This window comes from Flavobacterium anhuiense (assembly GCF_900101855.1).
GTDB lineage: Bacteria > Bacteroidota > Bacteroidia > Flavobacteriales > Flavobacteriaceae > Flavobacterium > Flavobacterium anhuiense.
The window spans coordinates 1,012,156-1,039,153 of sequence record NZ_FMVC01000001.1; the positions used below are offsets into that span (position 1 = coordinate 1,012,156).

The 26,998-nt window shown below is 34.0% G+C and carries 20 protein-coding genes; 11 read left to right on the forward strand and 9 right to left on the reverse strand.

The window, feature by feature from the left end; genetic code table 11:
• Positions 1 to 68: 68 nt before the first annotated feature.
• The 6 genes from BLP44_RS04310 to BLP44_RS04335 all read right to left on the reverse strand — a co-directional run bounded on the left by BLP44_RS04310 (position 69) and on the right by BLP44_RS04335 (position 6,784).
• Complete coding sequence (locus BLP44_RS04310) at positions 69 to 839, reverse strand: tetratricopeptide repeat protein (protein ID WP_091129689.1); 771 nt, start codon at positions 837 to 839, stop codon at positions 69 to 71.
• 129 nt (positions 840 to 968) lie between these two features.
• Positions 969 to 2,003, reverse strand: a complete 1,035-nt coding sequence (locus tag BLP44_RS04315) for a vWA domain-containing protein (protein ID WP_091129692.1) — start codon at positions 2,001 to 2,003, stop codon at positions 969 to 971.
• Between the two features lie 80 nt (positions 2,004 to 2,083).
• Positions 2,084 to 3,085 carry a vWA domain-containing protein gene (locus tag BLP44_RS04320; protein WP_008465333.1) on the reverse strand — a complete coding sequence of 334 codons (1,002 nt, stop codon included), beginning with the start codon at positions 3,083 to 3,085 and terminating at the stop codon, positions 2,084 to 2,086.
• Complete coding sequence (locus BLP44_RS04325; RefSeq protein ID WP_091129695.1) at positions 3,085 to 4,719, reverse strand: hypothetical protein; 1,635 nt, start codon at positions 4,717 to 4,719, stop codon at positions 3,085 to 3,087. Before BLP44_RS04325 ends, BLP44_RS04320 begins: the two co-directional genes overlap by 1 nt.
• 117 nt (positions 4,720 to 4,836) lie before the next feature.
• Positions 4,837 to 5,700, reverse strand: a complete 864-nt coding sequence (locus BLP44_RS04330) for a DUF58 domain-containing protein (RefSeq protein ID WP_091129698.1) — start codon at positions 5,698 to 5,700, stop codon at positions 4,837 to 4,839.
• A gap of 79 nt (positions 5,701 to 5,779) precedes the next feature.
• The gene (locus tag BLP44_RS04335) at positions 5,780 to 6,784 is read right to left on the reverse strand and encodes an AAA family ATPase (protein WP_008465328.1); all 1,005 of its coding nucleotides are present in this window, start codon (positions 6,782 to 6,784) and stop codon (positions 5,780 to 5,782) included.
• Positions 6,785 to 6,996: 212 nt separating this feature from the next.
• Here BLP44_RS04335 and BLP44_RS04340 point away from each other — a divergent pair, with 212 nt between their 5' ends.
• Positions 6,997 to 7,872: an aldo/keto reductase gene (locus BLP44_RS04340; protein WP_008465325.1), complete on the forward strand. Its 876-nt coding sequence runs from the start codon at positions 6,997 to 6,999 to the stop codon at positions 7,870 to 7,872.
• Between the two features lie 16 nt (positions 7,873 to 7,888).
• Positions 7,889 to 8,395, forward strand: a complete 507-nt coding sequence (locus tag BLP44_RS04345; protein WP_091129702.1) for a GNAT family N-acetyltransferase — start codon at positions 7,889 to 7,891, stop codon at positions 8,393 to 8,395.
• A gap of 126 nt (positions 8,396 to 8,521) precedes the next feature.
• Here BLP44_RS04345 and BLP44_RS04350 read toward each other — a convergent pair whose 3' ends face one another.
• Positions 8,522 to 9,331 carry a DUF4382 domain-containing protein gene (locus BLP44_RS04350; RefSeq protein ID WP_091129704.1) on the reverse strand — a complete coding sequence of 270 codons (810 nt, stop codon included), beginning with the start codon at positions 9,329 to 9,331 and terminating at the stop codon, positions 8,522 to 8,524.
• 183 nt (positions 9,332 to 9,514) lie between these two features.
• On the opposite strand from BLP44_RS04350, the gene BLP44_RS04355 reads away from it, so the two are divergent.
• Both BLP44_RS04355 and BLP44_RS04360 read left to right on the forward strand, forming a co-directional pair.
• Positions 9,515 to 10,273 (forward strand): SDR family NAD(P)-dependent oxidoreductase, encoded by a 759-nt coding sequence (locus BLP44_RS04355; RefSeq protein ID WP_091129708.1) that lies wholly within the window; start codon positions 9,515 to 9,517, stop codon positions 10,271 to 10,273.
• Between the two features lie 98 nt (positions 10,274 to 10,371).
• Positions 10,372 to 11,517, forward strand: a complete 1,146-nt coding sequence (locus BLP44_RS04360) for an ATP-binding protein (RefSeq protein WP_008465317.1) — start codon at positions 10,372 to 10,374, stop codon at positions 11,515 to 11,517.
• Positions 11,518 to 11,657: 140 nt separating this feature from the next.
• Here the strand turns inward: BLP44_RS04360 and BLP44_RS04365 are convergent, their stop codons facing one another.
• Positions 11,658 to 12,401, reverse strand: a complete 744-nt coding sequence (locus tag BLP44_RS04365; protein WP_091129712.1) for a DUF3298 and DUF4163 domain-containing protein — start codon at positions 12,399 to 12,401, stop codon at positions 11,658 to 11,660.
• Positions 12,402 to 12,505: 104 nt separating this feature from the next.
• Here BLP44_RS04365 and BLP44_RS04370 point away from each other — a divergent pair, with 104 nt between their 5' ends.
• Complete coding sequence (locus BLP44_RS04370) at positions 12,506 to 13,648, forward strand: cystathionine gamma-synthase (RefSeq protein ID WP_066033362.1); 1,143 nt, start codon at positions 12,506 to 12,508, stop codon at positions 13,646 to 13,648.
• An 84-nt stretch (positions 13,649 to 13,732) separates the two neighbouring features.
• On the opposite strand, the gene BLP44_RS04375 is transcribed toward BLP44_RS04370, so the two are convergent.
• The gene (locus BLP44_RS04375) at positions 13,733 to 14,524 is read right to left on the reverse strand and encodes a THC0290_0291 family protein (RefSeq protein WP_091129716.1); all 792 of its coding nucleotides are present in this window, start codon (positions 14,522 to 14,524) and stop codon (positions 13,733 to 13,735) included.
• A 327-nt stretch (positions 14,525 to 14,851) separates the two neighbouring features.
• Between BLP44_RS04375 and gdhA the strand changes: the two genes are divergently transcribed.
• The 6 genes from gdhA (at position 14,852) to ileS (ending at position 26,996) form a co-directional block, all read left to right on the forward strand.
• Complete coding sequence (gene gdhA, locus BLP44_RS04380) at positions 14,852 to 16,195, forward strand: NADP-specific glutamate dehydrogenase (RefSeq protein WP_008465309.1); 1,344 nt, start codon at positions 14,852 to 14,854, stop codon at positions 16,193 to 16,195.
• Between the two features lie 127 nt (positions 16,196 to 16,322).
• Positions 16,323 to 18,605 carry a type IX secretion system anionic LPS delivery protein PorZ gene (gene porZ, locus BLP44_RS04385; RefSeq protein ID WP_091129720.1) on the forward strand — a complete coding sequence of 761 codons (2,283 nt, stop codon included), beginning with the start codon at positions 16,323 to 16,325 and terminating at the stop codon, positions 18,603 to 18,605.
• An 86-nt stretch (positions 18,606 to 18,691) separates the two neighbouring features.
• The gene (gene recO, locus BLP44_RS04390; RefSeq protein ID WP_091129823.1) at positions 18,692 to 19,405 is read left to right on the forward strand and encodes a DNA repair protein RecO; all 714 of its coding nucleotides are present in this window, start codon (positions 18,692 to 18,694) and stop codon (positions 19,403 to 19,405) included.
• Between the two features lie 117 nt (positions 19,406 to 19,522).
• Positions 19,523 to 21,421, forward strand: coding sequence for an outer membrane protein assembly factor BamB family protein (locus tag BLP44_RS04395; protein ID WP_008465302.1), 1,899 nt, complete (start codon positions 19,523 to 19,525; stop codon positions 21,419 to 21,421).
• Between the two features lie 49 nt (positions 21,422 to 21,470).
• The gene (locus tag BLP44_RS04400; protein ID WP_170830210.1) at positions 21,471 to 23,390 is read left to right on the forward strand and encodes a hypothetical protein; all 1,920 of its coding nucleotides are present in this window, start codon (positions 21,471 to 21,473) and stop codon (positions 23,388 to 23,390) included.
• Positions 23,391 to 23,594: 204 nt separating this feature from the next.
• Positions 23,595 to 26,996, forward strand: a complete 3,402-nt coding sequence (ileS, locus tag BLP44_RS04405) for an isoleucine--tRNA ligase (protein WP_091129723.1) — start codon at positions 23,595 to 23,597, stop codon at positions 26,994 to 26,996.
• The last annotated feature ends 2 nt before the right edge of the window (positions 26,997 to 26,998 follow it).

Here is a 26,998-nt window from a genome sequence, read left to right on the forward strand (position 1 = left end):
TAACCGTTAATCGTTTAACTGTATATCTGATTAAACAAATAAACAATTAAACGATTAAACTCAAAATCCTACCAGTCTTTTTCTGTTTTCTTAGGATTTGCTTTTACTTTCTGAGCATTTACTTTGTCCTGAATTTTCTTTTCTTCATTATTTACCGCATCTAATAAATTCTGAACACGCTCTTTTGATATTCCTCCAGGCTGTGGTTTTGGCTGTCCTTGGTTGTCAGATTTATCATCTTGCTTAGGATCATTTTTACCGTCTTTTTTGTCTTTGTCCTGATCGCCTTTGTCGTCTTTCTTATCTTTATCCTTGTCTTTGTCTTTATTGTTGTCTTTGTTCTTGTCTTTATTTTTATCCTTATCCTTGTCTTTGTCCTTGTTTTTATCCTTGTTCTGATCGTTTTTCGGAGGATTTTCTTTTAGTTTTTGTTTAGCGTAAGCATAGTTGTAACGTGTTTCTTCATCGGTTGGGTCATTACGAAGTGCTTGTTTGTATGCTTCAACTGCCTGAGTATAATCTTTCTCTTTCATGAAAGTATTTCCAAGATTATGATAAGCCTTATGTTTTTCAGGTCTTGTTTTGGCATTTTTTATCGCTTTCGCATAAGCAAATTTAGCTTCTGAAATCTGATTTTGTCTATAAATGGTATTTCCTAAATTATAGGCCGCTGCTGATTTCTTGGGAAATTTTGATTCCGAAATTCTATAGTTTGCCTCAGCATCAGTAAATTTATTCTGCTTATATTCTTCATTCCCAACAGGCAATGATTTGTCTTTTTCTTGTGCAGTAACTGCAAAAGAAACGGTTAGTAAAATATAAAGAAGTAAATTTTTCATTCTAGTTTTATTTTTTTTCGCCACGAATTTCGCTAATTGGCACTAATTTTTTTTTTATCATTATTTTTGAATTTCACAAATTAAATAATTGTCATTCGTGTAAATTCGAGTAATTAGTGGCTGACTTTTTTATTTCTTTTCATTAAATAAATCCAATTCTTTGATCCAGCTTGTTTTTCTTTCCAACAAGAAAATGTCTAGGAAAAGCAATAAAAATGCAAATCCGATAAACCATTGAAACTGCGATTGAAATTCGGCCATTTGTGTAGCTTCAAATTCAGTTTTTTGAATATTGTTTAAAGCATTTTTTACATATTCTAAAACCTCTTTTGTGCTTCCGCCGTAAACGTAACCGCCTTTTGTTGCTTTTGCAATTGTTTTTAAACCTTCTTGATTTAATTTGGTTATTACAGTTTCTCCGTTTAGATCTTTCTGATAGCCTCTTACAACGCCATTTTCTTTTAACGGAATAGTTCCTCCTTTTTCTGTCCCTACACCAATTGTGATAATTTTCATTCCCAATTTATTGGCTTCTTCTGCCGCTGCCGTTGCGCCTTCAGAATGGTCTTCACCGTCAGAGATTAGGATTAATAATTTGCTGGTTTTGCTTTTTTCATCAAAATAAGTCGAAGACAATTTAATCGCTTCGTCCAAAGATGTTCCTTGAGATGAAACCATTCCTGGACTCATGCTTTGTAAAAACATTTTTGCAACGCTGTAATCTGATGTAATTGGCAAAACAGGGAATGCGCTTCCTGCGTAAGCTACGATTCCGATTCTATCGCTTCCAAGATTATTGATAATCTGAGAAACCAGTTGTTTACTTTTTTCTAAACGGCTAGGAACAACGTCTTCTGCCAGCATACTTTTAGAAACGTCGACAGCGAAAACAATATCAATACCTTCTCGTTTTACGGTTTCCATTTTGGTTCCGATCTTCGGATTTACCAAACCGATAATCAAGCAAGTAAGTGCCAGAAGAATCACTACGATTTTTAAAACAGGTTTAAAAACTGATTTTTCAGGACTCAATCTTTTTACCATTTCCAAATCACCAAATTCACGCTGTGTTCTTCTTTTCCAATACATGTTGAAAAGAAAAATACACACCACAATCGGGATTAGTATTAAGAGATATAAATATTTTTTTTCGTCTAATTCCATTTTTTAATTCTAGTTCTCAGCCGCAGTTTTCGGTCGCAGTTTTCAGCTATTAACTGTAAACTGTGACTGCGACTAAAATATTAAATAAAGCTTCTGTAAACCGTATTTCTTAATCCAACTTCTAGCAATAATAAAAAGCCTGCAAATAAAACAAAAAACCTATATTTTTCGTCATAATCGTAGAATTTCAATTCCTGAATTTCTGTCGTTTCCAGTTTATTGATTGAGTTATATATTTCTGCTAATTTAGCATTGCTTGTTGCTCTAAAATAAGTTCCATCAGTTTTTCTGGCGATGCTTCTCATTAGCTTTTCATCGATTTCAACTTTCTGCATTTTGAATAAGAAACCGCCATTTGGAGCGTAGGCGTATGGAGATTCTGCCATTCCGTTTGTTCCAAGACCAATTGTGTAGACTTTAATTCCGTATTGTTTTGCAATATCAGATGCTGTTTCTGGTTCAATAAAACCAGCATTATTAACACCATCGGTAAGCAAAATGATAACGCGGCTTTTTGCTTTACTGTCTTTCAGACGATTTACAGCTGTTGCCAATCCCATTCCAATTCCTGTTCCGTCTTGCAAAACATTATCATATTTAATGCCTTTTATGGCCTCAAGAACAATTGCCTTGTCACTTGTAACTGGAGTTTTGGTATATGCTTCAGAAGCATACAAAACCAATCCGATTCTATCATTTGGTCTTTCTTCAACGAAATCTGCAGCAACTCTTTTTAAAGCTTCCATACGGTTTGGCTTTAAATCTTTTGCCAGCATAGAACCAGAAACGTCAATTGCCATGACAATATCAATTCCTTTTGTGGTTTTTGTCTGGTTGCTGATGTCTACTGTTCTTGGTCTAGCCAATGCTATAATTAGCGAACTCAAAGCCAAAATTCTAAAAACGTAAAGAGCAGGTTTGAACTTTGTCCAAAACGATTCGCTCTTTTGGAAACCTGCCGTCGAACTCATTTTTAAGGTAGCTGACTGCTGATTGCGTTTCCAGAAAAACCATATTATCGCAATCGGAATTAATAGAAACAACCAAAGAAATTCTGGATTTAAAAAAGTGATCTTGCCCATTAGTTGTTTGCTCTTTGAAGTTCAACAGAATTTAAGATTCGAGTTGTAATCTCGTTTGCATAAGTATCGCCTTCTTCGTGTAAAATCATGATTTGCTGTAAACCTTGATCCTGTTTGAAAAGTAACAATTCATAATATGCTTTTGTACTCGTTTTGGTTGCCGGATTCAAAACAGTCATTGTTCCATAACCTTTTATTCCCTGAATGCCTTCGTTTGTCTGAAAATCTTCTTGTTTTACAATAATATTTTGTCCGCCTTGAGCTTCAATGATTTTAAGAGTTCCTTCAAGGGTTTTGCTTAAATCTATATCGGTTGGCTGTTTAAATTTAGATGTAGAAACAGTTACATAGAAATTGTCAATCATGCTTCCGTATGCAAAAAGCTGCATTTCCTTGATAAGTGCCATCGCTTCTTTTGGAAGTACTTTTTGCGCGTCCATTCTTTTTAAAACCTTTGGAGTTTCAATAAGAACAGCTGGATTACCATAAGCACTTTTTACCCATTCGCCTTCTAATAATTCTTTCGAAGGATGACCAATTATGTTGTCTTTTACATAATTGAAGCCTTTGGTAACAATAAAGAAAGTTGTTGTAGCAAACAATAAAAGTATGACAGCTCCAACTGCATAACCAATTCTTGCATTGCGCTGTTTTTTAAGCTGTGCCTGAATTTGTTTTTGTCTTTGCGCTTCGTTTAATAATTGATCTTCTATATCCTCAGGAACTTCTGTCGGAATAGCTTTGTCAAGTGTCAAAATTACTTTTTGAATTTTATTTCTATCTTCAGTAATTTCAAAATCAAGCGGTTTTGATTTCGCAAATTTTACCAAATCGGCTTGACGTAAAACGCGTTCCAGATTTTCAACCGTTTCTGGTGTAAGGGTCATTTTCTTTTGAGTCGATGCTATTCTGATAGCCTGAATCAATTCAGAAGTGGTGCTTTCCATTGCTGGAATATGAATGGCTTCTTCAATATAATTTCTGGCGATATCAGTCAATTCGCTATAGTATTCTTTAATTTCACCTTTTTGAACGAGTTCTTTCTGTTCTAGGTTATTTAATAAACTAGTCGCTTTTTCAATTGGCGTTTTATAAACTTCCTCTTCGATTTTTTTGAGCTGGCGTTTTTTAACATACCAATAAACGAAAACTCCAATTCCGATAATAGCTAAAGCAATTAAAACATACATCCACCAATTTCCCGTTCCTTCATCAGCCGAAGTAATATCTTTGATATCATACATTTTCTGCTGTAAAGTGTCGACTTTTACGTTGGCAACTTCAACTTTAATAGAGTCGCTATAAAAAGGTTTTTTATCGATTAAAATCTTAACGCTTGGAATTGTATAATGTCCAGAATCAAATTGTGTTAAACCATATTTTTTTATGAGTTCGTAATTAGTAGCATCTTTCTTTACCGTATCTATCGGATACGATTGAATAACTTCTAACGGACCAATATTTTTAAGTTTCGGAAATTCAACTTTTGCTGTTGAAGTCACAACCGTTTTAAGTGTCAGCTTGAACTCAGCACCAATTTTGTTTTTGGTGGTATCAATACTAGTTTCTACCTGTTTTTGAGCAAAAACAGTAGAAGTAAGTAAAAATAAAAATATATAAAGTTTAAATTTCATTTGATTTGGATTTCAGATTTTAGTCTAAAATGATTGCTTAATGGCATTAATTTATCAGAATTTAAATTCTCAATTTTAAAAAATCTAAAATCTAAAATCTGCAATCTAAAATTATATTTATCGTGATTTGAAATAGCCTAATAGTTTAGTAACGTAATTTTCGTCTACTCTGGTATTTACAATTCCTGCTCCAGATTTACGAAAAGTATCTTTAAAGTAATTTAGTTTCTCTTGATAATGCTTCTCGTAATTCATACGAACGGCCTTAGAACTTGTATCAACCAATTGAATTTTTCCAGTTTCAGCATCTAGCATGTTTACCATTCCTAAATTTGGAATTTTTTCTTCGCGAATGTCATACACACGAACACCTGTAATGTCATGTTTTTTTGAAGCGATTTTTAAAGTATGTTCGTAAGAATCAGACATGAAATCAGAAATCATAAAAATGATGGCTTTCTTTTTCTGAGTTCCAGATAAGAATTTTAATGCCTGAGCAATATCGGTTTTATGGCTTTTTGGTTCAAATTCAATCAATTCGCGAATGATACGCAATACGTGCGAACGTCCTTTTTTGGGAGGAATATATAATTCGACAGTGTCAGAAAATAGTATTAAACCAATTTTATCATTATTCTGTGTAGCCGAAAAAGCCATCGTCGCCGCAATTTCGGTTACGACGTCTTTCTTAAATTGATTTTTAGAACCAAAAGATTCCGAACCCGAAATATCAACCATTAAAACCATGGTCAATTCGCGTTCTTCCTCAAATACTTTAACGTGAGCTTCATTATAGCGTGCGGTTACATTCCAATCGATGTTACGAATATCATCTCCGTATTGGTATTGACGCACCTCGCTAAACGTCATTCCTCGTCCTTTAAATGAAGAGTGGTATTCTCCCGAAAAGATGTGATTACTCAATCTTTTGGTCTTGATTTCTATTTTCCGTACTTTTTTTAAAAGCTCTTTTGTATCCATTTTTTGTTTGGTTTATGGTTTAGGGTTGTTGGTTGATGGCGCATAAACCATCAACAAAAAACTATCAACCATCAACTTTTTAAGGTACTTCAATCTCGTTAACGATTTTGTTGATAATGTCTACAGAAGTAATGTTTTCTGCTTCTGCTTCGTAAGTGATTCCAACTCTGTGGCGTAGCACATCGTGAACAACTGCACGAACGTCTTCTGGAATTACATAACCGCGACGTTTGATGAAAGCATAACATTTAGCAGCATTAGCCAAATTGATACTTCCACGAGGAGAAGCTCCAAAACTGATAAGCGGTTTTAAATCGGCTAATTTGTATTTTTCTGGGTAACGTGTTGCGAAAATAATATCTAAGATGTATTTCTCGATTTTTTCGTCCATATAAACTTCACGAACCGCTTCTTGCGCACGTAAAATCTGGTCAACAGAAACCACTGGATTTACTTTTTCGAAAGATCCTTTTAAGTTTTGACGAATAACAAAACGCTCTTCATCAATTTTTGGGTAATCAATAACAGTTTTTAGCATGAAACGGTCAACTTGCGCTTCAGGAAGTGCATAAGTACCTTCTTGCTCCACTGGGTTTTGCGTTGCCAATACCAAGAAAGGACGATCTAATTTGAATGTAGAATCTCCAATTGTAACTTGTTTCTCTTGCATTGCCTCCAAAAGTGCTGATTGAACTTTTGCTGGAGCACGGTTAATCTCATCGGCAAGTACGAAATTGGCGAAAATCGGTCCTTTTTTAATTGAAAACTCGTTTGCTTTAATGTTGTAAATCATGGTTCCGATAACATCGGCAGGCAGTAAATCTGGCGTAAACTGGATACGGCTGAAAGAACCCTGAACCGCTTGAGAAAGCGTATTGATGGCTAAAGTTTTTGCCAGACCTGGAACTCCTTCCAATAAAATATGCCCTTGTCCAAGTAATCCGATCAATAGACGCTCGACCATATGTTTCTGACCCACAATAACTTTGTTCATTTCCATTGTAAGAAGGTCTATAAAAGCACTTTCTCTTTCAATTTTTTCATTTATCGCTCTAATGTCTAAAGTCGTTGTATTTTCTTCCATATAAATATTTTTAAAACCTTGATTTTTACGCCTAATTTTTGAGAGTGCAAATTGAATATTTTTTGAGAAGTAAGATGTTAAAGAATGGTTAAAACTTCGACCAATGACCTAATTTTAAGGACTAATTGTGAATCTATTTTTATATTTTTAAGAACTTTGATGATTATGTTTTATTAAAGCATAATTATTACCAAAAATAACGCATAATTATTATGAGCAAAACAGTCTTATCGCCTATAATTTCGGGCACTATGAATTGGGGAGTTTGGGATAAAAACCTTACAACCAAAGAAATGGAAAACATGATACAGGTAAGTATCGAAAACAAAATTACGACTTTTGATCACGCGGATATTTACGGTTCGTATACGACCGAAGCCGATTTTGGAAAAGCCTTTCACGCCAGTAAAATTGATCGTGAAAAACTACAACTAATTACCAAGTGCGGCATTCAGATGATTGCTGAAAAACGCCCTGAAAACAAAATTAAACATTATGATTATTCTAAAGATTATATCATTAAGTCTGTAGAAACTTCTTTGAAGAATTTGAAAACAGATTATGTAGATGTTTTCTTGCTCCACAGACCAAGTCCGTTAATGCAGGCTGATGAAATTGCAGAAGCAGTTGAGAAGTTAAAAGGAGAAGGGAAAATTATCGATTTTGGTCTTTCAAACTTTACCAGTTCGCAAACAGAATTGATTCGCCAGAAAACAGAAGTTAGCTATAATCAAGTGCAATTTTCGGCAACGCATTACGAGCCAATGCTTGACGGCAGTTTAGACTATATGCAGACTAACGGAATTCGTCCATTGTCATGGAATCCGCTTGGAACTGTTTTTAGGGAAGATACCAAACAGACACGCCGTTTGAAAAAACTGTTTTCAACTTTATTAGAAAAATATCATTTAGGAGCAGATACACTTTTATTAGCATGGATTTTAAAACATCCGGCAAAAGTTATTCCTATTGCAGGAACGGTTAACGTTGCTCGAATTCAATCTTTATCAAAAGCTGTTGAATTAGAAATGGACAAAGAAGACTGGTTTGCTATTTGGACAGAAAGCATGGGCGACGATGTGCCTTAATTTACTATTCTGAAAAATGATACACCTAGAAAAATTTGAGAAAAAAGATTATTCTGAATTGATTAATTCTGTCAAAAACGCAAAAGATTTAATGCAATTTGGCGGACCAGAATTCACTTTTCCCTTAACGGAAAGCCAAATAGATAAAACACTTTCTGATAAAAATAGAATTGCTTTTAGAGTTGCAGATGTTTCTAATGGAAACACTATTGGACATTGCGAGATTTATTTTTACGATGGTTTTGCAAAATTAGGACGAATCTTGATTATGGATAAAAACCAAAGAGGAAAAGGAATTGGCGAGCAAATGGTGACTTTATTGTTAGAATATATTTTTGAAAACAGGAAAGAAAGAAACATTGAATTGAATGTTTTCGATTTTAATATAGGAGCTCAAAAGTGTTATGAAAAAGTTGGCTTTACTTTAAATCCCGATAAAAAATATTTAAGGGAAGTTGATGGAGAAACTTGGACAGCACTCAATATGGTGTTGAATTTAGAAGAATGGAAAAATAAGAATTAAAATATTTTTTCACAGATTAAAGACATTCACAGATTTAAAAGTCATTTTTAATTCTTAAATGAATAACCATAAAAAAACAGCTATTCTGCGTTTTAGAATAGCTGTTTTTTTTATGGTTTAGAGTTTTTATTTTAAAACCAGAGTGTTCATGTTTGTGATTTGTCCGTTTACCACCACCACATTAGGAACAACTAAAGCAGGTAATTGTGAACTTGCATCTGGCGTAATGGTTACAGAATAAGTTCCTGCTGGAATACCATTTAGCTGAAACGCTCCTAATTCATCTGTATATGCTGAAACAGTTGTGTCTCCCACTTGAACAGATACTAAAGACTGGAAAGAGAAAGGCGTTACTAGTCCTTTAATTATTCCTGATGTTGCAGTTGTAGATACTCTGATTACAGGATGTAAATTGAAGTTGCCAGAACCGCCAGCTTCTACAACAACAGAATGCTCTACATCAAAATCTAATAAAAAGTCATAAGTTGCACCAGCTGTCAATGTTTGGTTAACTTTTAATTTTAAACCTGATTGTTGCGCACTTGGTGTTTTTAAAGGATAGGTTACACCGTCTTTAACAACAGTGTTCTTGTCTCCAAGAATTAATCTAATTTGACCTAGATAGCCTGAAGGCACTTCGTTATCTGCTAAAAGCACATTTACACCGCCAGTTAAATCTAGTAAATTATATACTCCAGGTTTTATGTTTCCTATACTAACCCAGCCATCTTCGCCAGTTTCAGAATTGCTTTTAATTTTAACGTCTAAAACTTCAACGTTTACTTGGTCATAATCACCCGGTGCATCTGTCATTCGTACACTAACTTTTGAAGTTTGTGTGCCATCATTACCATCACTACTGCTGCAGCTTGCTAGAAATAGGGCAGATAATGAAGCCAAGAGGAAAATTCTAAATTTGAGGTTTACTGTTTTCATAAGTCTCTTTTTTTTAAATTAGTAAATTAATAACGCAGATCGAAATTCATTTAGTGCTTTTATGCCGTATTTTTGTGTTGAATTAATCAAATCTTAAGATAGTTAGGTTTGTATTAAACATGAAAATTGAATCCTAAAATTGATACGTTACTTTATTGTGTATCAAAAAATAAATAGTTTACAATGAAAAAAACAGTTTTAATTACTGGTGCTACAAGCGGAATTGGAAAAGCAACTGCTCAGATTTTAGCAAGAAATAATTATAAAGTTGTGCTTTGCGGAAGGCGTACAGACCGTTTAGAAGAACTTCAAAAAGAACTTTCTGCTTTTACAGAAGTGCATTCTTTAGCATTTGACGTTCGAAATAAAGAAGAAGTTTTAGAAAAAATAGGCTCTTTACCAAACGATTTTTCGACAATTGACGTTTTAATTAATAATGCGGGAAATGCACATGGTTTAGATCCGATTCAAAATGGAGATTTAGATGATTGGGATGCGATGATTGATATTAATGTAAAAGGACTTTTATACGTTTCTAAATCAATTATTCCGCAGATGGTTGAAAGACAATCTGGGCATATCATTAATATTGGTTCAACAGCGGCAAAAGAAGTTTATCCGAACGGAAATGTATACTGCGGTTCTAAACATGCTGTTGATGCTATTACAGCAGGAATGCGAATCGATTTGAATCCGTTTGGAATTAGAGTTGGAGGCATTCATCCAGGAATGGTTGCAACAGAATTCAGCGAAGTCCGTTTTAAAGGTGACGTTGAAAGAGCAGCCAATGTTTATAAAGGATTTGATCCATTACAGGCTGAAGATATTGCCGATATTATTCATTTTGTGGTTTCAAGACCTTATCATGTAAATATTGCAGATTTGGTTGTCATGAGTACGGCTCAGGCGTCTTCGACAATTGTTAAAAAGAGATTGGCTTAAAATTTTTCGACTATCTTAGACTTCTTAGATTCGAAGTTGGTTATAATTGAAATCTAAGAAGTCTAAAAGTCTAAGCAAGTCTAAATAATCTGAGAAAAATGATTAATAAGCGCCTTTTAATTAAAAATCTCCTCGCTCATAATGACGAAAGCAGTTTTTATGATAAGAAAAGGCAATTGAATCTTCATTCCAGAGAAGGAAAAGGAAAGTTTTTAAAGCACATTTGCGCATTATCCAATTCCAATCCGAACAATAATTCTTATATCGTAGTTGGAGTAGAAGATCAAGATAATGAAATTGTAGGCGATGATTTCTTTGATGACAGCCGAATTCAGAATCTAGTTAACGCTTTTTTAGAAAATCCACCGAAAATTCAATACGAAAACGTCCCTTTTCCCAATCTTCCAAAAGATAAGGTAGTTGGTCTTGTCACCATAAAACCCAAAAGTAAAATCTCTTACTTTAAAAAAGGAATCCATACCATTTTGGCCAACAGTATTTTCATAAGACGCGGCAGCAATTCGATTCCTTTAGAAGAACACGAGGAAATCGAAAAAAGCAATCAAAATACAGAAACGGTAATCGGGATTGAAAATAGTTCTCGAAACAGCATTCAATATACTTTAGACGGCGTTATCGATTTTATGAATTTCAGGCATAAGGATATGTCGCCAAAATATCATGTTTTTAAAGAGTTGTTTGTAATATGCTGGGCTGGAGTTCCAAAAAAACTTCGTGAAAAAACGTATTTGTCGCGTGTCGATATTGAATTGATAAACGAACAGATTAAACTTTTTTATTCTGCACAAGACGTTGTTACGATCGATTATAATGATGATACTTTCACCATCACAGAATATGTTCCTTTGGGGTTGAATGATAAAACGAGTTATTATCCGCTTGAAGAGCAAACGATTCATTTTTTCGATAACGGATATTATAAAATTGATCGTCAAATGCTTTTTCAGCCACCAGAATTCAACAGAAAAATGTTGCATCACATTTATAATTCTAATATAGCTCTGCTAAGAAAACTGGAGAAAGAGATATCATTATCTGATCGTGAAATGAAAGATCTGGAGAATTTGCCTTCCACTTTTATGATTTGCTATTTGAATGGTTTCGAAGATGCCAGACAAAAATTGATAGACGCCAAATTACTTTTGAAACCTTATAAACAGGTTTATACTTCGTTTAAGGAATCTTTACGGGTTTTGCGCAAAATGAAATATGATGTTCAGTAGAAAAAGGTTCTAAGTTGCTGAGACGCTAAGGTTCTAAGTTTTTTTTCTGTAGAGACGCACTGCAGTGCATCTACATCCAGTATGTCGACAAAGATTGTGTTAGACAAACGGCATAAAACCCTAGTAACTTAGCACCTTAATCAATGATATTTCAAGTATTTTTTTACTTCTTCATATGGGAATAAAAGTTCTTTTGGACCATCTGCGTAAGATGCAGCTTCGTATGAGTTGTAATATAAAAGTAAACCTGCAGAGGTATAAAAGATATTTTGAGGCAGTTGAAATTTATCATTTTCAAACATCAAACCAGTAGCATTAATATTGGCTTTTTCTGGAATTTTATATTTTGCTCTAAAAGTTTTTTCGGCGAAAGCTTTAAACTCATTTTCGTTTTTAAATAATTGTTTGTTGAAAATTGCCTTTCCAGTTTTTTTATCAAATAATAATGATCGATAGCCTTGATATCCGTGAGCGCCTCCAGTAAAAGTATAGTGATCAATTTTAAGGTTTAATACCTGATCGGATTCAAATTCGACATTTCCAATAATTTTTGCTTCCCAACCAAAAGTGTCATTTGGGAATTTCTGATGCATTTCTTCGTATGAAGCAATAAAAGATTTAGCCAACGATCTATAATCATCGACTTTGACGGAATCTTCTTCGAAAAATACAATCTCTTTTATAACAGCAAAGACTTTTTTATTAATGCTGTCTGATGTTACTTTAATATTTTTAGCAATTGGAACTTCTATCGTGATTTTCGGGCAGTCATTTGAGCACGGGATAGTAGATTTCTCTTCAAACGTTTCATTTTCAAATGAAAGCTCTTTTTTGCAACTTGTAAAAATCAAACACAAAAAGATTATAAATAAGTAATTTTTCATATCAAAAAGTGTTAATTATCTACAAAGGTAAGAAGTTGTGTCAGGATAAAATAAATTAAGCGGTAAATTTGTAAAAGAATTAAGGAATTTAAATTTATAACTATATGAAATTCAATACAAAAGTAATACACGGAGGACAGCATCACGATCCAAGTACAGGTGCAGTAATGCCGCCAGTGTATCAGACTTCAACATTTGTGCAAACAAGCCCAGGAAAACCTTTGGCAGATTACGAATATAGTAGAGCTTCAAATCCGACCCGTACTGCCCTAGAAGATGCTTTGGCAAGTATTGAAAACGGAACTCGCGGATTGGCATTTTCTTCTGGTCTAGCTGCGACAGACTGTGTTTTAAGATCTTTTAAAGCTGGAGACGAAATCATTGCAATGGATGATTTATACGGAGGAACATACAGAATGTTTTCTCGTGTTTACAAAGATTCAGGTATTAAATTTCATTTTGTTGATATGACGAATATCGAAAAATTGAAAAGTTTAATCAACGAAAATACGAAACTGATCTGGGTAGAAACGCCAACCAATCCGCTAATGAAATTGGCAGATATTCAGGAAATAGCTAAAATTACTCAAGAGAAAAAAATTCTTCTTGCTGTAGATAATACTTTTGCAACTCCATATTTACAAAAACCTTTGGATTTAGGCGCAGATATTGTAATGCACTCTGCAACAAAATATTTAGGCGGACATTCAGATGTTATTGCGGGAGCTTTAATTGTAAAGGATGCAGCGCTTGGAGATCAATTGCATTTCCAGCAGTTTGCAACTGGAGCAACTCTTGGACCAATGGATAGTTTTTTGGTTTTAAGAGGGATTAAAACTTTAGCTTTAAGAGTTCAAAGACATTGTGAAAATGGAGAAAAAGTGGTTGAATATTTAAGCAATCATCCAAAGATTAAAACGGTTTATTATCCAGGTTTAAAGAATCATCCTTTTCACGAAATTGCTAAAAAGCAAATGAAAGCTTTTGGCGGAATGGTTTCATTCGATTTTAAATCAGGTAAAAAAGAAGATTCTATCTCATTTTTAGAAAAACTGAAAGTATTTACTCTTGCTGAATCTTTAGGTGGAGTAGAATCATTGGCAAATCACCCAGCATTAATGACACACGCATCTATTCCTGCAGATAAAAGAGCAGAAGTTGGTATTACTGATGATTTGGTTCGATTAAGCGTTGGTATTGAAGATGCAGAAGATTTAATCGCCGATTTGGAACAAGCACTTTCTTAAAATTCCAATAAAAACTAAAATCCCAAATTCCAATTTTGATTACTTTGGAATTTGGGATTTTTATATTTTGGGATTTGATTTTTTTTAGAATTCCAAATAATAGATGTATCCAAAGTTAAACCAAACCTGCCAGTCGTTAGATTTGTTTTCTTTGTAAATATCTTTGTTTGGGTTCAATCCGTCAATCCAGTCTGAGCTGTACATATGGAAACGAGTTTCAAACATCAAATCACTCATGTCAGTCAGTTTATAGTGGACTCCGACAGCTGCTGTAGCAGCTAAAGCAACGCCAGTTTCAGTTGAGAAACCATGTGCACGTCCGTCAGATGGGGTTAAGTATTTTCCTGGAGTATTAGCAGGAAGTGTGATATCGCCTAATCGAGATCCAACTTTAGCTGAATAATAGCTCACTTGAACCCCAAAAGCTCCATACGGACTGAAGCTACCAACTGAGTTTTCGAAATCGTGAATTTTCATAAAAGGAGAAAATTCTAGCTGTGTGCCCAAACTTACAATGCTTGAGCTGGCATGCATGTTTCTTAACTGCGTTGCAAATAATCCGTTAGGTTTGTGTTCCACCCATTGTCCATGGTGTTTTAGGGTAGTTCTGCTGTAAGACAGATCAGATCTTACTTTGAAATGTTCTGTAAAATAATTTTCTCTATTGTTATTGGCAGAAAAGTTTATAAAGTGCATGACTCCAATGCCAAAACCTGTGTTTCCGACATTATTATCAAAGTTGTTTCTTTCTCCAAAATCGGACTGTAAAGTTACTGGTCCTGCATAGATTCCGATCTCTTGGGCTAATCCTTGTGCTGATACAGCAGTTGAAATGCCGAAGAAGGCAAATAATGTGATAAATAGGTGTTTAGGCATTTTTTAGGGGCTTACAAATCACGGCAAATATATAAAAAACCTAATCGATTCAAAATATTAAATTGCTGTATTGAAAAATAAGTAACAAAATACTTAATTTACTAACTTTTGAAAGGTGATTTGCATGTAAACACCTACATGAAAAATGTGTTTTTTTTGGAATGTTTGCAAAAAACACAAATCGATTCAAAAAAGTGAAAAATGTAACATCGAATCATTATTTGCTATATCTTTGTCAGTTAAAACGAAAACGTTTTCTTAAACATAGTTTCTTATTTTTATAAGAGTGAAAATTAAATCTAAATTATCTGAAAATTTATTTCAAAGATGGAACAAAAAATAAATGAGTTTATGGCTCTTATTGAGTCAAAAAATCCAAACGAGCCAGAATTTCTTCAAGCTGTTAGAGAATTTGCTGAAACAGTAATTCCGTTTATATCTGAGCGTAAAAAATATGATGGAAAGAATATCCTTTTAAGAATCGCTGAACCGGAAAGATCAATAATATTTAGAGTTCCATGGGTAGACGATAAAGGAGAAATTATTGTCAATAGAGGTTTCAGAATTCAAATGAACTCTGCAATTGGGCCTTATAAAGGAGGAATCAGATTTCACCATACAGTAAATTTATCAGTTTTAAAATTCCTTGCTTTCGAACAAGTTTTCAAGAACAGTTTGACAACTCTTCCAATGGGTGGAGGTAAAGGAGGTTCTGATTTTGATCCAGAAGGAAAATCTGATGGAGAAATTATGCGTTTCTGTCAGTCATTCATGACAGAGTTATGCCGTCATATTGGTCCAGATCTTGACGTTCCAGCTGGAGATATTGGTGTTGGAGCAAGAGAAATTGGTTATTTGTTCGGACAATATAAAAGAATTAGAAATGAATTTACAGGAGTTTTAACTGGAAAAGGTTTAGCTTACGGAGGTTCATTAATCAGACCAGAAGCTACAGGATATGGAGTAGTTTATTTTACAGATCAAATGCTTCGTACTATCGGACACGAGATTAAAGGTAAAAGAGTAGCGATTTCAGGATTCGGAAACGTAGCTTGGGGAGTAGCTTTAAAAGTAAATGAATTAGGAGGTAAAGTAGTTACGATTTCTGGACCTGACGGATACATTTATGATGAAGAAGGAATTTCTGGAGAAAAAATCGATCATATGCTTGAAATGAGAGCTACTGGCGATAATAAAGCAGAAAGATATTTAGAGAAATATCCGAATGCTGTTTTCCATAAAGGAAAAAGTCCTTGGGAAGTAAAAGTAGATATCGCAATTCCATGTGCTACTCAAAACGAATTGAATGGGGAAGATGCTCAAAAGTTAATCGACAATGGCGTTTTATGTGTAACTGAAGCTGCAAATATGCCTTCTACATTAGATGCTATTAAACTTTTCTTAGACAATAAAGTGTTGTTCGCTCCAGGAAAAGCTGCAAACGCTGGTGGTGTTGCCGCTTCTGGATTAGAAATGACTCAAAACTCAATTCGTCTAAACTGGACAAGTGAAGAAGTAGACTTGAGATTGAAAGAAATCATGATTGGTATTCATAACCAATGTAAAAAATACGGTGCTGAAGAAGACGGATATGTGAACTACGTAAAAGGAGCCAACATTGCCGGATTTGTAAAAGTTGCCGATGCGATGCTTGCACAAGGTGTTGTTTAAGATTTACTTACTACTATAAGAAATACCCTCGATTGTCTGGATAAGATATCGAGGGTATTTTATTTGTACTAAAAATTAAATAAAATCTCGTTTGTAGTATATTTGCCTTAATTGAATACATTAAATGATGAAAAAAGTATTTTTCTGCAGTTTCTTTTTACTTCTCATTCAGTTTTGCGGAGCGCAGGGCAAACTGTCTTGGCAGGGATATTTTTCGTTTAATGAAATAAAAGATATTTCGGAGTCGGCTACAAGCGTATTTGCGGCCTCAGAAAATGCATTGTTTTCAAAAAATACAGCAACAAATATTCTTAAAACCACAACTACAGTTGAAGGACTATCTGGTCAGACCATTTCTGCGGTTTATTACAGCGAGATATTCAAAAAAACATTGATCGGCTACGAAAATGGTTTGATGATTTTGATTAATGATATTGACGGAAGTATTCTAAAAGTAGTTGATATCATTAACAAACAATTGCCCGCAAATACAAAAAAGATCAATCATTTTATGGAAGATAATGGATTGGTTTATGTTTCTTGTGATTTTGGAATTGTGCAATTCAATTTGAAAACTTCGCAATTTGGCGATACTTATTTTATTGGTGACAACGGAGCTGAAATAAGCGTAAAACAAACCACTTTGTTTAATGGATTTATTTTTGCTGCAACATCAAGTGGGATTAGAAAAGCAGATAAGACAAATGCTAATCTTATAGATTACAATCAGTGGTCGCTTGTAAATGGAGGAAATTGGTCTAGCGTAGAGACTTTGGATACTGAGCTTATCGCAATAAATGATTCAGGATATATTCACAGATTCAACTCAAATACTTTTGTTGGGTTTTTGCAATTGCCTCAGCCTGCTGTAGACACGAGAGCAAAAAATCATAATTTGTTTGTTACAACTGCCAATACGGTTTATGTGTACAATAATCAAATGGTGTTGAATAGACAAATTTCAAATTCTCAGGTCTTAGACAATACTTTGAATTTTAGTTGTGCAACCGCTGTTGGAAATCAGATTTTTATTGGGACAAAAGAAAAAGGTCTATTTGCTTCTTCTCTTAATAATGTAGCCGCTTTTGAGAATAATACGCCAGCTGGACCAGTTCGAAATAATATTTTTGCAATAGATGCAGGTTCTAGTGTTTTGTGGACAGTTTACGGCGATTATGATGTTTCGTATAATCCTTATCCTTTAGATAATTACGGAATTAGCAGGTATAATGCTTCTGGTTGGCTGAACATCCCGTATTCCGAAGTTTATGACGCAAAATCAATTACAAGAGTTCTTGTTAATCCAAATAATGAAAAACAAGTTTATGCGAGTTCATTCTTTTCTGGTCTGGTAAAAGTTGAAAATGATGTGCCTAATTTTTTATACAACGAAAAAAATAGCGGTTTAGAAACTATAACTACAGAAGGACCAAATTATATTGATGTTCGTATTAATGCAACAGCATTTGATAAATCTGCAAATCTTTGGGTAACAAACAGCCGAATTAAAAATGGACTGAAAGTTTTAAAAACAAATGGACAATGGGGAAGTTATGCCATGACTTCAATTATAGACAATGCCGAAGAAGAAAACTATTCGAGTATAGCCATAGACCGAAATAATGTAAAGTGGATTGGAACCCTAAAAAGTGGCGTCGTTGGGTTTAATGAAAGCACTAATACGTTCAAAAAAATGACTTTTGGTGTTGATGCTGGCAATCTACCTATAGCCGATGTGAGAACATTAGCATTAGACACAAAAAATCAACTTTGGATTGGAACAACAAAAGGGCTGAGAGTTTTGTCTAATGTCTCCAGTTTTCAATCGGAAAATCAATTAAAAGCAAATCCTATCATTATTACCGAAGACGATTTGGCACAGGAATTATTGTATGAACAGTTTATTACTTCAATAGCAGTTGATGGAGCAAACAATAAATGGATTGGAACTGCAGATTCTGGAGTTTTTATGGTTTCGCCAAATGGTCAGGAAACCAAATATCATTTTACTATAAACAATTCTCCGCTGCCGAGCAATTATGTAAACGATATCAAGATAAATGCTAAAACCGGAGAAGTTTTTATAGCAACCAATAAAGGATTAGTCTCGTTTAACGGAATAGCAACAGATGCAAACGATGATTTGAGTAATGTATACGTTTATCCAAACCCAGTTCGTCCAAATTATAATGGAACAGTAAAAGTTGCTGGATTAATTGATAAAGCAAATATCAAAATTACTGATATTGCAGGCAATTTAGTTTACGAAACAACTTCGGAAGGCGGAACAATCGAGTGGGACACCACTGCTTTTGGCAAATATAAAGTTGCCTCTGGCGTTTATATGGTTTTTATTTCTGCAGAAGACGGAGGAGAAACGAAAGTCAAAAAAGTAATGATAATTCGTTAGTATTCAGTCGCAGTTTTCTGCAACAGTCACAGTTTTTAGTTTTGGATAGAAATCTAAAATCTAAAATCTACAATCTAAAATTAAAAATGCTCGTCAAAACCAAAGCCATAGTAATTTCATCTTTAAAATTTCAAGAAAAAAGCTTGATTGTAAAATGCTTTACACTTTCCAGCGGACTGAAATCTTATTTTGTACGCGATGCATTTTCGAGCCGAAAAGCCAGTCAGAAGATTGCGTATTTTCAGCCTTTTTCGATTTTAGAAATTGAAGCCGTTCATAAAAATAAAGGAACACTTGAAAATTTTAAAGAAATAAAAACTGCCGTTCCGTTTCAGAGTATTCATACCGATATTATAAAAAGTACCATGGTAATGTTTCTTTCAGAAATGCTCCATTATTCTATTCAGGAAGAAGAAAAAAACGAACAGCTTTTCTTGTTTTTAGAAACGGCATTGACTTGGCTGGATCATCATGACGAAATTTCTAACTTTCACTTAATTCTTCTTTTAGAAATCACAAAATACCTCGGATTTTATCCTGATCTTTCAGATATTGACCTTCCTTTTTTTGAAATGAATGAGGGTGTTTTTACGGTTTTCCACAATTCTACCGCTCTTTCGGAGCACGAAACCACTTTGTTAAAAAAACTTATCGAACTAAAGTTTGATAATAGCCAAAAAATCTTCAATGTAAGTGAGAGACAAATTTTGCTAAAGGTTTTAATTGATTTTTATTCTTCTCATTTAGAGGGTTTTAAGCGTCCAAAATCGCTAGATATTTTGAAAGAAATTTTTTCATAAATAGCATTCCTATTTTTATATATTTGCTCAGTTAATTTTTACTAAAAAAATCCCATTTTTTAGTAAAAGCAATTTCTCATAAATATCTAAAACCAATAATTTAAAAAAAAATCTACCATGAAGAAAATTACATTTTCGATTATTTTGCTTCTGTCGGTAGCGGTTTCATCAATTGCCCAAAGAAAATATGATGAAATAGTTACAACAGAAAATGCTGTCCAAGATTTGGTGCAGAATGGAGTTACTGGAATTGTTGTCTTTAAAGAAGGCGCATCTATTAAAGGTCTTGATCCTGAAACTAAAAAAGTTGTATGGACTTTAACTAAAGAAGATTTTGGAGGCAGATCAGTATTGGATATCGCAGGCGATACTGATCTTACAAAACTTTTCGCGGATAAAAGTACTTTAACTAATGTGCCTGGAAGTCCATATGTAGAAGCTTATCTTGAAAGTAAATATCTTATTATCAATACTGATACAGGTAAAGTAGTTTATAATTCTGCAAAAGAGTCTTTCTGGGTTACACAGTCAGATTTTATTCCTGAAACAAATGAGTATCTGCTTACTTTGAAAAAAGATGGAGATATGGCAATTGCATTATTGGATATGACAACTGGCGAATTAAAATGGAATACAACTGTTGATAAGGCAAAGTCTTTGTTTAGTTTTTCATTTAAAGAATCAGTAAATACAAACGTAGCAAAAGTACATGGATCTGTAATTTACTATTTATTATACGGAAAATTGTATTCTTTTGACAGAGCTACTGGAAAGTTAAACTGGAAAGGTGAAGAAGATTATTCTAAATTTTTCTTAACGCAAAATGATAAAAATATTGTTGTAGTAAATAATACAGGAACTTTTTCTACAAAACAATATTTAAATGTATTAAATACAGAAACTGGAAAAAGTATCTGGAAAGAATCTATCAAAACAAAGAGAGTGGTTTATCTTGAAGATTGGGGAACAAAAATATTAGTTGCGCACTACAGCGGATTTAACTTTTTTGACTTAAACACAGGAGAGAAAATTTGGAAAAAAGACGCTCGTGGAGATGGATTGAAAAGAGTAATTCCAATCGATCAAGATTTCTTGTACGTTGCAGAAAATGAAATGATGTTGATTAACAAAGACGGAGAAAAACTTTGGAAAAAATTCATTGAAATTTCTGATGATAAAGAAGATCCAATTTACTACCTAGGGAAAGTTGGCGAAAAAGTAATGTACCTTACAGGAACTTACGGAAACATGGTAGATTATAAAACCGGAGTTAAACTTTGGAAACGTAATATCAATTTTGATAAAAATCGTCCAGTTTTACCTACTTACGATGAAACTACAAATTCTTACTTAGTATATAATGACGAGAAATTATACAAATTTGATCCTAGCATTAGCGACAAGCCAGAGCCTTTTGCTAAAGTAAATATCAAAAGAGAAAAAGAATTAAACAGTATCGAGCAGTTTCCTTGGGGTGTTGTGCTTTCAGGTCCACTTGAAGTTATGGGAGTTAATATGGATGGTACAGTTAAATATCACCTTACTTATTCACAGCCAGGAGAAGGAACAAGACGTCTTATAAAAAGTGCTGCTATTGTTGGAAGTATTGGTTTAGGAGTTGGAGCTGGTGTGAGTGAATTTAAAGGCTCTGAAGTAACAATGACATACCGTGATTCTGATGGAAATATGAGAACTTCAGTTTTAAAGAAAGAAGATAAAACGAATAAAGATCAAGCAAAAGCTTATGCGGCTGGAGCAGCGGCACTTGGCGTAGTAGCGGCTAAATTTAACTCTCGTTTTAATGCAATGAAACAAAACAGAGACTTCTCTTATATCTTTGCAAAGGCAGATTCTGGAGAAAAAATTCTTGTAAAAGTGAGTAAAGTTGATGGAGTTGAAGTTGATAAAATTATCTTCAACAACAACAAGCCAATTTACGAAGTAGATCCTGCGACTCAGAATATTTTTTATGTTTCTGATAAGTCAATTCAGATCTTCAATAGAAAAGAAAAATAAAAAAAGATACAGGCCATCAGGATTTGATTTTGATGGCTTTTTTTTGCCTATGAAAAAAACACTACTCCTTATAGCTTTGCTTGTAATTGCTTCAATTCAGGCGCAAGAAAAAATAAGCTCTAAAAAAAAGAAATTCTACATACCAGTAATTAACTACCCAGAATTTCCTATTCTTGATAATGCATTAACTCAGACCACTTTCTATCAAATGGATAAGCAGTTAATACAAGAAGAACCGATATTGAAAAAAAACTATTTTAATATAGAAGGCTTCATAAAAGATCCTGCAAACGGAAAACTAAGAATTTATTTAACCATTGAACTTCCGCAATATAAAGCCACTAAAATTGACAGTATTTTTGATAAAAAGAAAAACGGATGGAAGTTTCAGGCATTTTCCAATTATAGTGTAAAAATAAAAATGGAGGCGAAATGCGCAGATAAGCTTCTGTTGACCAAAGATTTTAATACAGTGGAATCCTATTTAATCGCTGTAGGTAGTCAAAAAGACAATTTGAAGGCTGCCGTTGAGATGAATAATAAAAAAATTGCAGAAGCAGAAAGAGACGGTAATTACACTGTTGCGGAATTAGGATTAGACACAGTAATTTACAGTTCTGTTCAAGCAATACAAAATTACCTTAATTATAAATTAAGATACACTATCGGTGAAGAAAAAATAAAGTTTGAATTTGTAACTTCAAAATCGCATCCTGAGTACGAGAAGTTGCTGGCATTTGAAAATGAAATTACAGTTCAGATGCAAAAAGTGACACTTGAAAAAGGTTTAGACGAAAAAACTTTGTCGCCTCATTTGCAATATTTGGAAAGTCTATTGGTAAAATATCCACTTTCTCCTGCAAACGAAAATATTCGTTTCATAGTTACAAACAATTTAGCAGAAACTTATTATTTACTTGAAAATAGAGAAAAAGCGTTACTGTATGCTAATTTGCTTATTGAGAATGATAAGCAGGATTCAAGAGGATCTTCAATAGTTAAAAAAGTGAATAATGGCTTTTTTGTCGATAAAAAAATAAGAAGCCACACTACACGTTTTGCAGATCTTCAAAAATTAGGTCTTAAAATAGCGGAAGAGAAAGAAGAAAAAAGATTAGCATTTTTTGAAAAGATTCAGCAGCAAGATGCAGAATGGGAAATCGAAAAATCTAATCGTGAAGCTTATCTGGAAAAGATTAAAACGCAAAGACTTAATTTGCTTGATTCTATACCATATCAATTAAATGCAAATATTTTGGCTAAAGTAGTTGATAATTTGGGAGGAAGCCAAGCTTTGAAAAAAGTAGAAAAAGCACATCTATTTTCTAAGATTTCAATTGAAGGGACAAATATTCCGCAGACAGAAGAAAAATGGGCAACAACATCGCATTATCTTCTTAAGAAAAAAATGCCTGAAGCTTATTATGAAATCGTAAACGGACCAGAAGCTTGGAGTCATGACGATCGTGAAACTGGACTCAATGCCAAATGGGCAAAATTAACATCATACGATTACAGCAATTTGTCTAAAAATGTTGATTTGGTAAACTTTCTAACCGACTTAAGACTCGATTTATGGAATAATTTTGAAGTTCTGGGTGAAGAAATATACGAGGGAAAAATGTGTTATCATTTAAATTATTTTGAAAAAACATTGAGTTCGGGAAACAGAACAATTCCCAAAACTGATTATCATGTTTTTATTGATAAAGAAAACTTTAATATAGTTTCAACAGAAAAAACAGAATTTGACAATGGCAATAAAAGTTTTTTTGAAAGAAAACTATTTGGAGATTATCGCCCTGTAGCAGCTTTAAATTCCGGAAAAATTCCTCATAAGATCAATTATGAAATCGAAGATTTTAATGGCGAAACTTTTTATCAGGAAACACGCGAAAAAGTAGAAATAAATCCCGTTTTTGGAAATAGAATTTTTATGAAAGAAGTTTATTTCGGAGGATTTAAATAAGACTTTTAGCTTGTTGGAAGTTATTTTAAGAATTGGTTGTTTTTTGATTTATTATGCTCAGAAAAATGAGAATAATGTCAGAAAGTAACCAATTCTTATGTTTTTGTATCTATTATCTCAACAAAAGTTTGTGAAATTTAAGGAAATTGGCGGTCAATAGTTCAAAATTTCTTACTTTCGCACCTCGTTTAAGAAAATGATAAAATGAGTACAAAATTTACTGAATACAAAGGACTTGACTTACCAACTGTAGCGTCTGAAGTTCTTGATTTTTGGAAGAAAGAAAATATATTTGAAAAGAGTGTAACCACTCGAGAAGGTGCTGAACCTTTCGTATTTTTTGAAGGTCCGCCTTCAGCAAACGGATTACCTGGTATTCACCACGTAATGGCACGAGCGATTAAAGATATTTTTTGCAGATATAAAACTCAGAAAGGTTTTCAGGTAAAAAGAAAAGCTGGATGGGATACTCACGGTCTGCCTGTTGAATTAGGTACCGAAAAAGAATTAGGAATTACAAAAGAAGATATTGGTAAAACAATTTCGATCGAAGAATATAACGAAGCGTGTAAAAAAACCGTTATGCGTTATACTGACGTATGGAATGATTTGACCGAAAAAATGGGGTATTGGGTTGATATGGAAGATCCGTATGTGACTTATAAACCAAAATACATGGAGTCTGTTTGGTGGCTTTTGAAACAAATCTACGATAAAGGTTTGTTGTACAAAGGATATACGATTCAGCCATATTCTCCAAAAGCAGGGACAGGATTGTCTTCTCACGAAGTAAATCAGCCAGGAGCTTATAGAGATGTTACGGATACTACGATTGTAGCGCAATTCAAAACTTTGCCAGAAACGCTTCCGAGCTTTTTACAAGGATTTGGAGATATCCACATTTTAGCTTGGACGACAACTCCTTGGACGCTTCCGTCAAATACAGCTTTGACAGTTGGTCCAAAAATCGATTATGTTTTAGTAAAAACTTTCAATCAATATACTTTTGAGCCAATCAATGTGATTTTGGCTAAGAACTTAGTTGGAAAACAATTCGGAAAAGGATATTTCGTAAGTGAAGATGACGCTGATTTTGACAATGTAAAAAACGGCGACAAAAAACTTCCATACAAAATCTTAACAGAAGCAAAAGGAGCAGATTTAGTAGAAATCCGTTACGAACAATTATTGCCTTACGTATTGCCGTACCAAAATGCTGAAAATGCGTTTAGAGTAATTTCTGGAGATTTCGTTACAACAGAAGACGGGACAGGAATCGTGCATACAGCGCCGACTTTTGGTGCAGATGATGCTAAAGTAGCAAAAGAAGCAAAACCAGAAGTTCCGCCAATGTTAGTTTTAGACGAAAACGGAACCGCAGTGCCTTTGGTTGACTTACAAGGAAAATTCACTTCTCATGTAGGTGATTTAGCTGGTAAATATGTTAAAAACGAATATTACGATGCAGGACAAGCTCCAGAGAAATCTGTAGATGTTGAAATCGCTATTCGTCTTAAGGAAGAAAACAAAGCTTTTAAAGTTGAAAAATACGTGCACAGTTATCCGCATAGCTGGAGAACAGACGAGCCGTTATTATACTATCCGTTAGATTCGTGGTTTATTAAAGTAACCGACGTAAAAGATAGAATGTTCGACCTGAACGAAACTATCAATTGGAAACCTAAATCTACTGGTGAAGGACGTTTTGGAAATTGGCTTAAAAATGCCAACGATTGGAACTTATCTCGTTCTAGATATTGGGGTATTCCTTTGCCAATCTGGAGAACAGAAGATAAAACAGAAGAAGTTATTATCGGTTCTGTTGAAGAATTGTACAATGCAATCGAAAAATCGATTGAAGCAGGCTTCCAAAAAGAAAATCCGTTTAAAGGATTTGAAATCGGAAATATGTCTGAATCAAATTATGATTTAATCGATTTGCATAAAAATGTTGTTGATGCTATCACTTTGGTTTCTGCTTCTGGAAAACCAATGAAGCGCGAAAGTGATTTAATCGACGTTTGGTTCGATTCTGGAGCAATGCCTTATGCGCAATGGCACTATCCTTTTGAAAACAAAGATAAAATTGACGGGAACAAAGATTTTCCAGCGAATTTCATTGCTGAAGGAGTAGATCAAACTCGTGGATGGTTTTATACCTTACACGCTATCGGAACTTTGGTTTTTGATAAAATTGCATACAAAAACGTAGTTTCAAACGGTCTTGTTTTGGATAAAAATGGAATTAAAATGTCTAAGAGTAAAGGAAATACTATAGACCCGTTTAAAACCATTGCAGAAAACGGTCCAGATGCTACACGCTGGTATATGATTATGAATGCAAATCCGTGGGATAACTTGAAGTTTGACCTTGAGGGAATTGCTGAGGTTAAACGTAAATTCTTCGGAACTTTATACAACACTTATTCTTTCTTTTCGTTATATGCTAACATCGACGGATTTAAATATGCTGAAGCTGAAATTCCGTTAAACGAAAGACCAGAAATCGACCAGTGGATTATTTCTGAATTGCATTCGTTAATCAAATTTGTTGACGAATGCTACGAAGATTATGAGCCAACAAAAGCGACAAGAGCAATTTCTGACTTCGTTCAGGAAAACTTAAGTAACTGGTACGTTCGTTTATGCCGTCGTCGTTTCTGGAAAGGGGAATATGCAAAAGATAAAATTGCAGCTTACCAAACGCTTTATACTTGCTTGCTTACAATCAGTAAATTGAGCGCTCCGGTTGCTCCATTTTTTATGGATAAATTGTATAGAGATTTGACAGCATCTACGGGAACCGAGGATTTTGCTAGTGTTCACTTGGCTGAATTCCCAAAATTTGTCGAAAACTTTGTTAATAAAACGTTGGAAAGCAAAATGCAGAAGGCGCAAACGATCTCATCTTTGGTTTTATCACTGCGTAAAAAAGAGATGATCAAAGTTCGTCAACCTCTGCAAAAGGTAATGATTCCAGTGCTTGACGACAATCAGCGTGCTGAAATCGAAGCGATTTCTGACCTTGTAAAAGCTGAGGTAAACGTGAAAGAAATCGAACTTTTAGACGATGCTTCTGGTATTTTAGTAAAACAAATTAAGCCTAATTTTAAAGCTCTTGGACCACGTTTTGGGAAAGACATGGGCTTGATTTCTAAGAAGATACAAGGTTTTTCGGCAGAACAGATCAACCAATTGGACAAGCAGGGAACGCTAGATATTGTTATTGCAGGAAATAGTGTAACTTTATCATTAGAAGATGTAGAAATTACATCACAAGATATCGAAGGATGGTTAGTTGCTAATTCAAACGGAATAACAGTCGCGCTTGACATTACACTTACCGAAGAATTAAAAAATGAAGGTATCGCTAGAGAATTAGTTAATAGAATACAAAACATCCGTAAAGATTCAGGATTTGAGGTTACGGATAAGATTAAAGTTCAAATAAAACGAGATGGCATTTTAGAAAATGCGGTTTCAAAAAATGAAGACTATATTAAGTCTGAAACATTAACAGACGAACTGGTTTTTGCTGACACGTTAGAAAACGGCACAGAAATTGAGTTTGATGACATTAGAACCATTATATTAATTTCAAAATAGTA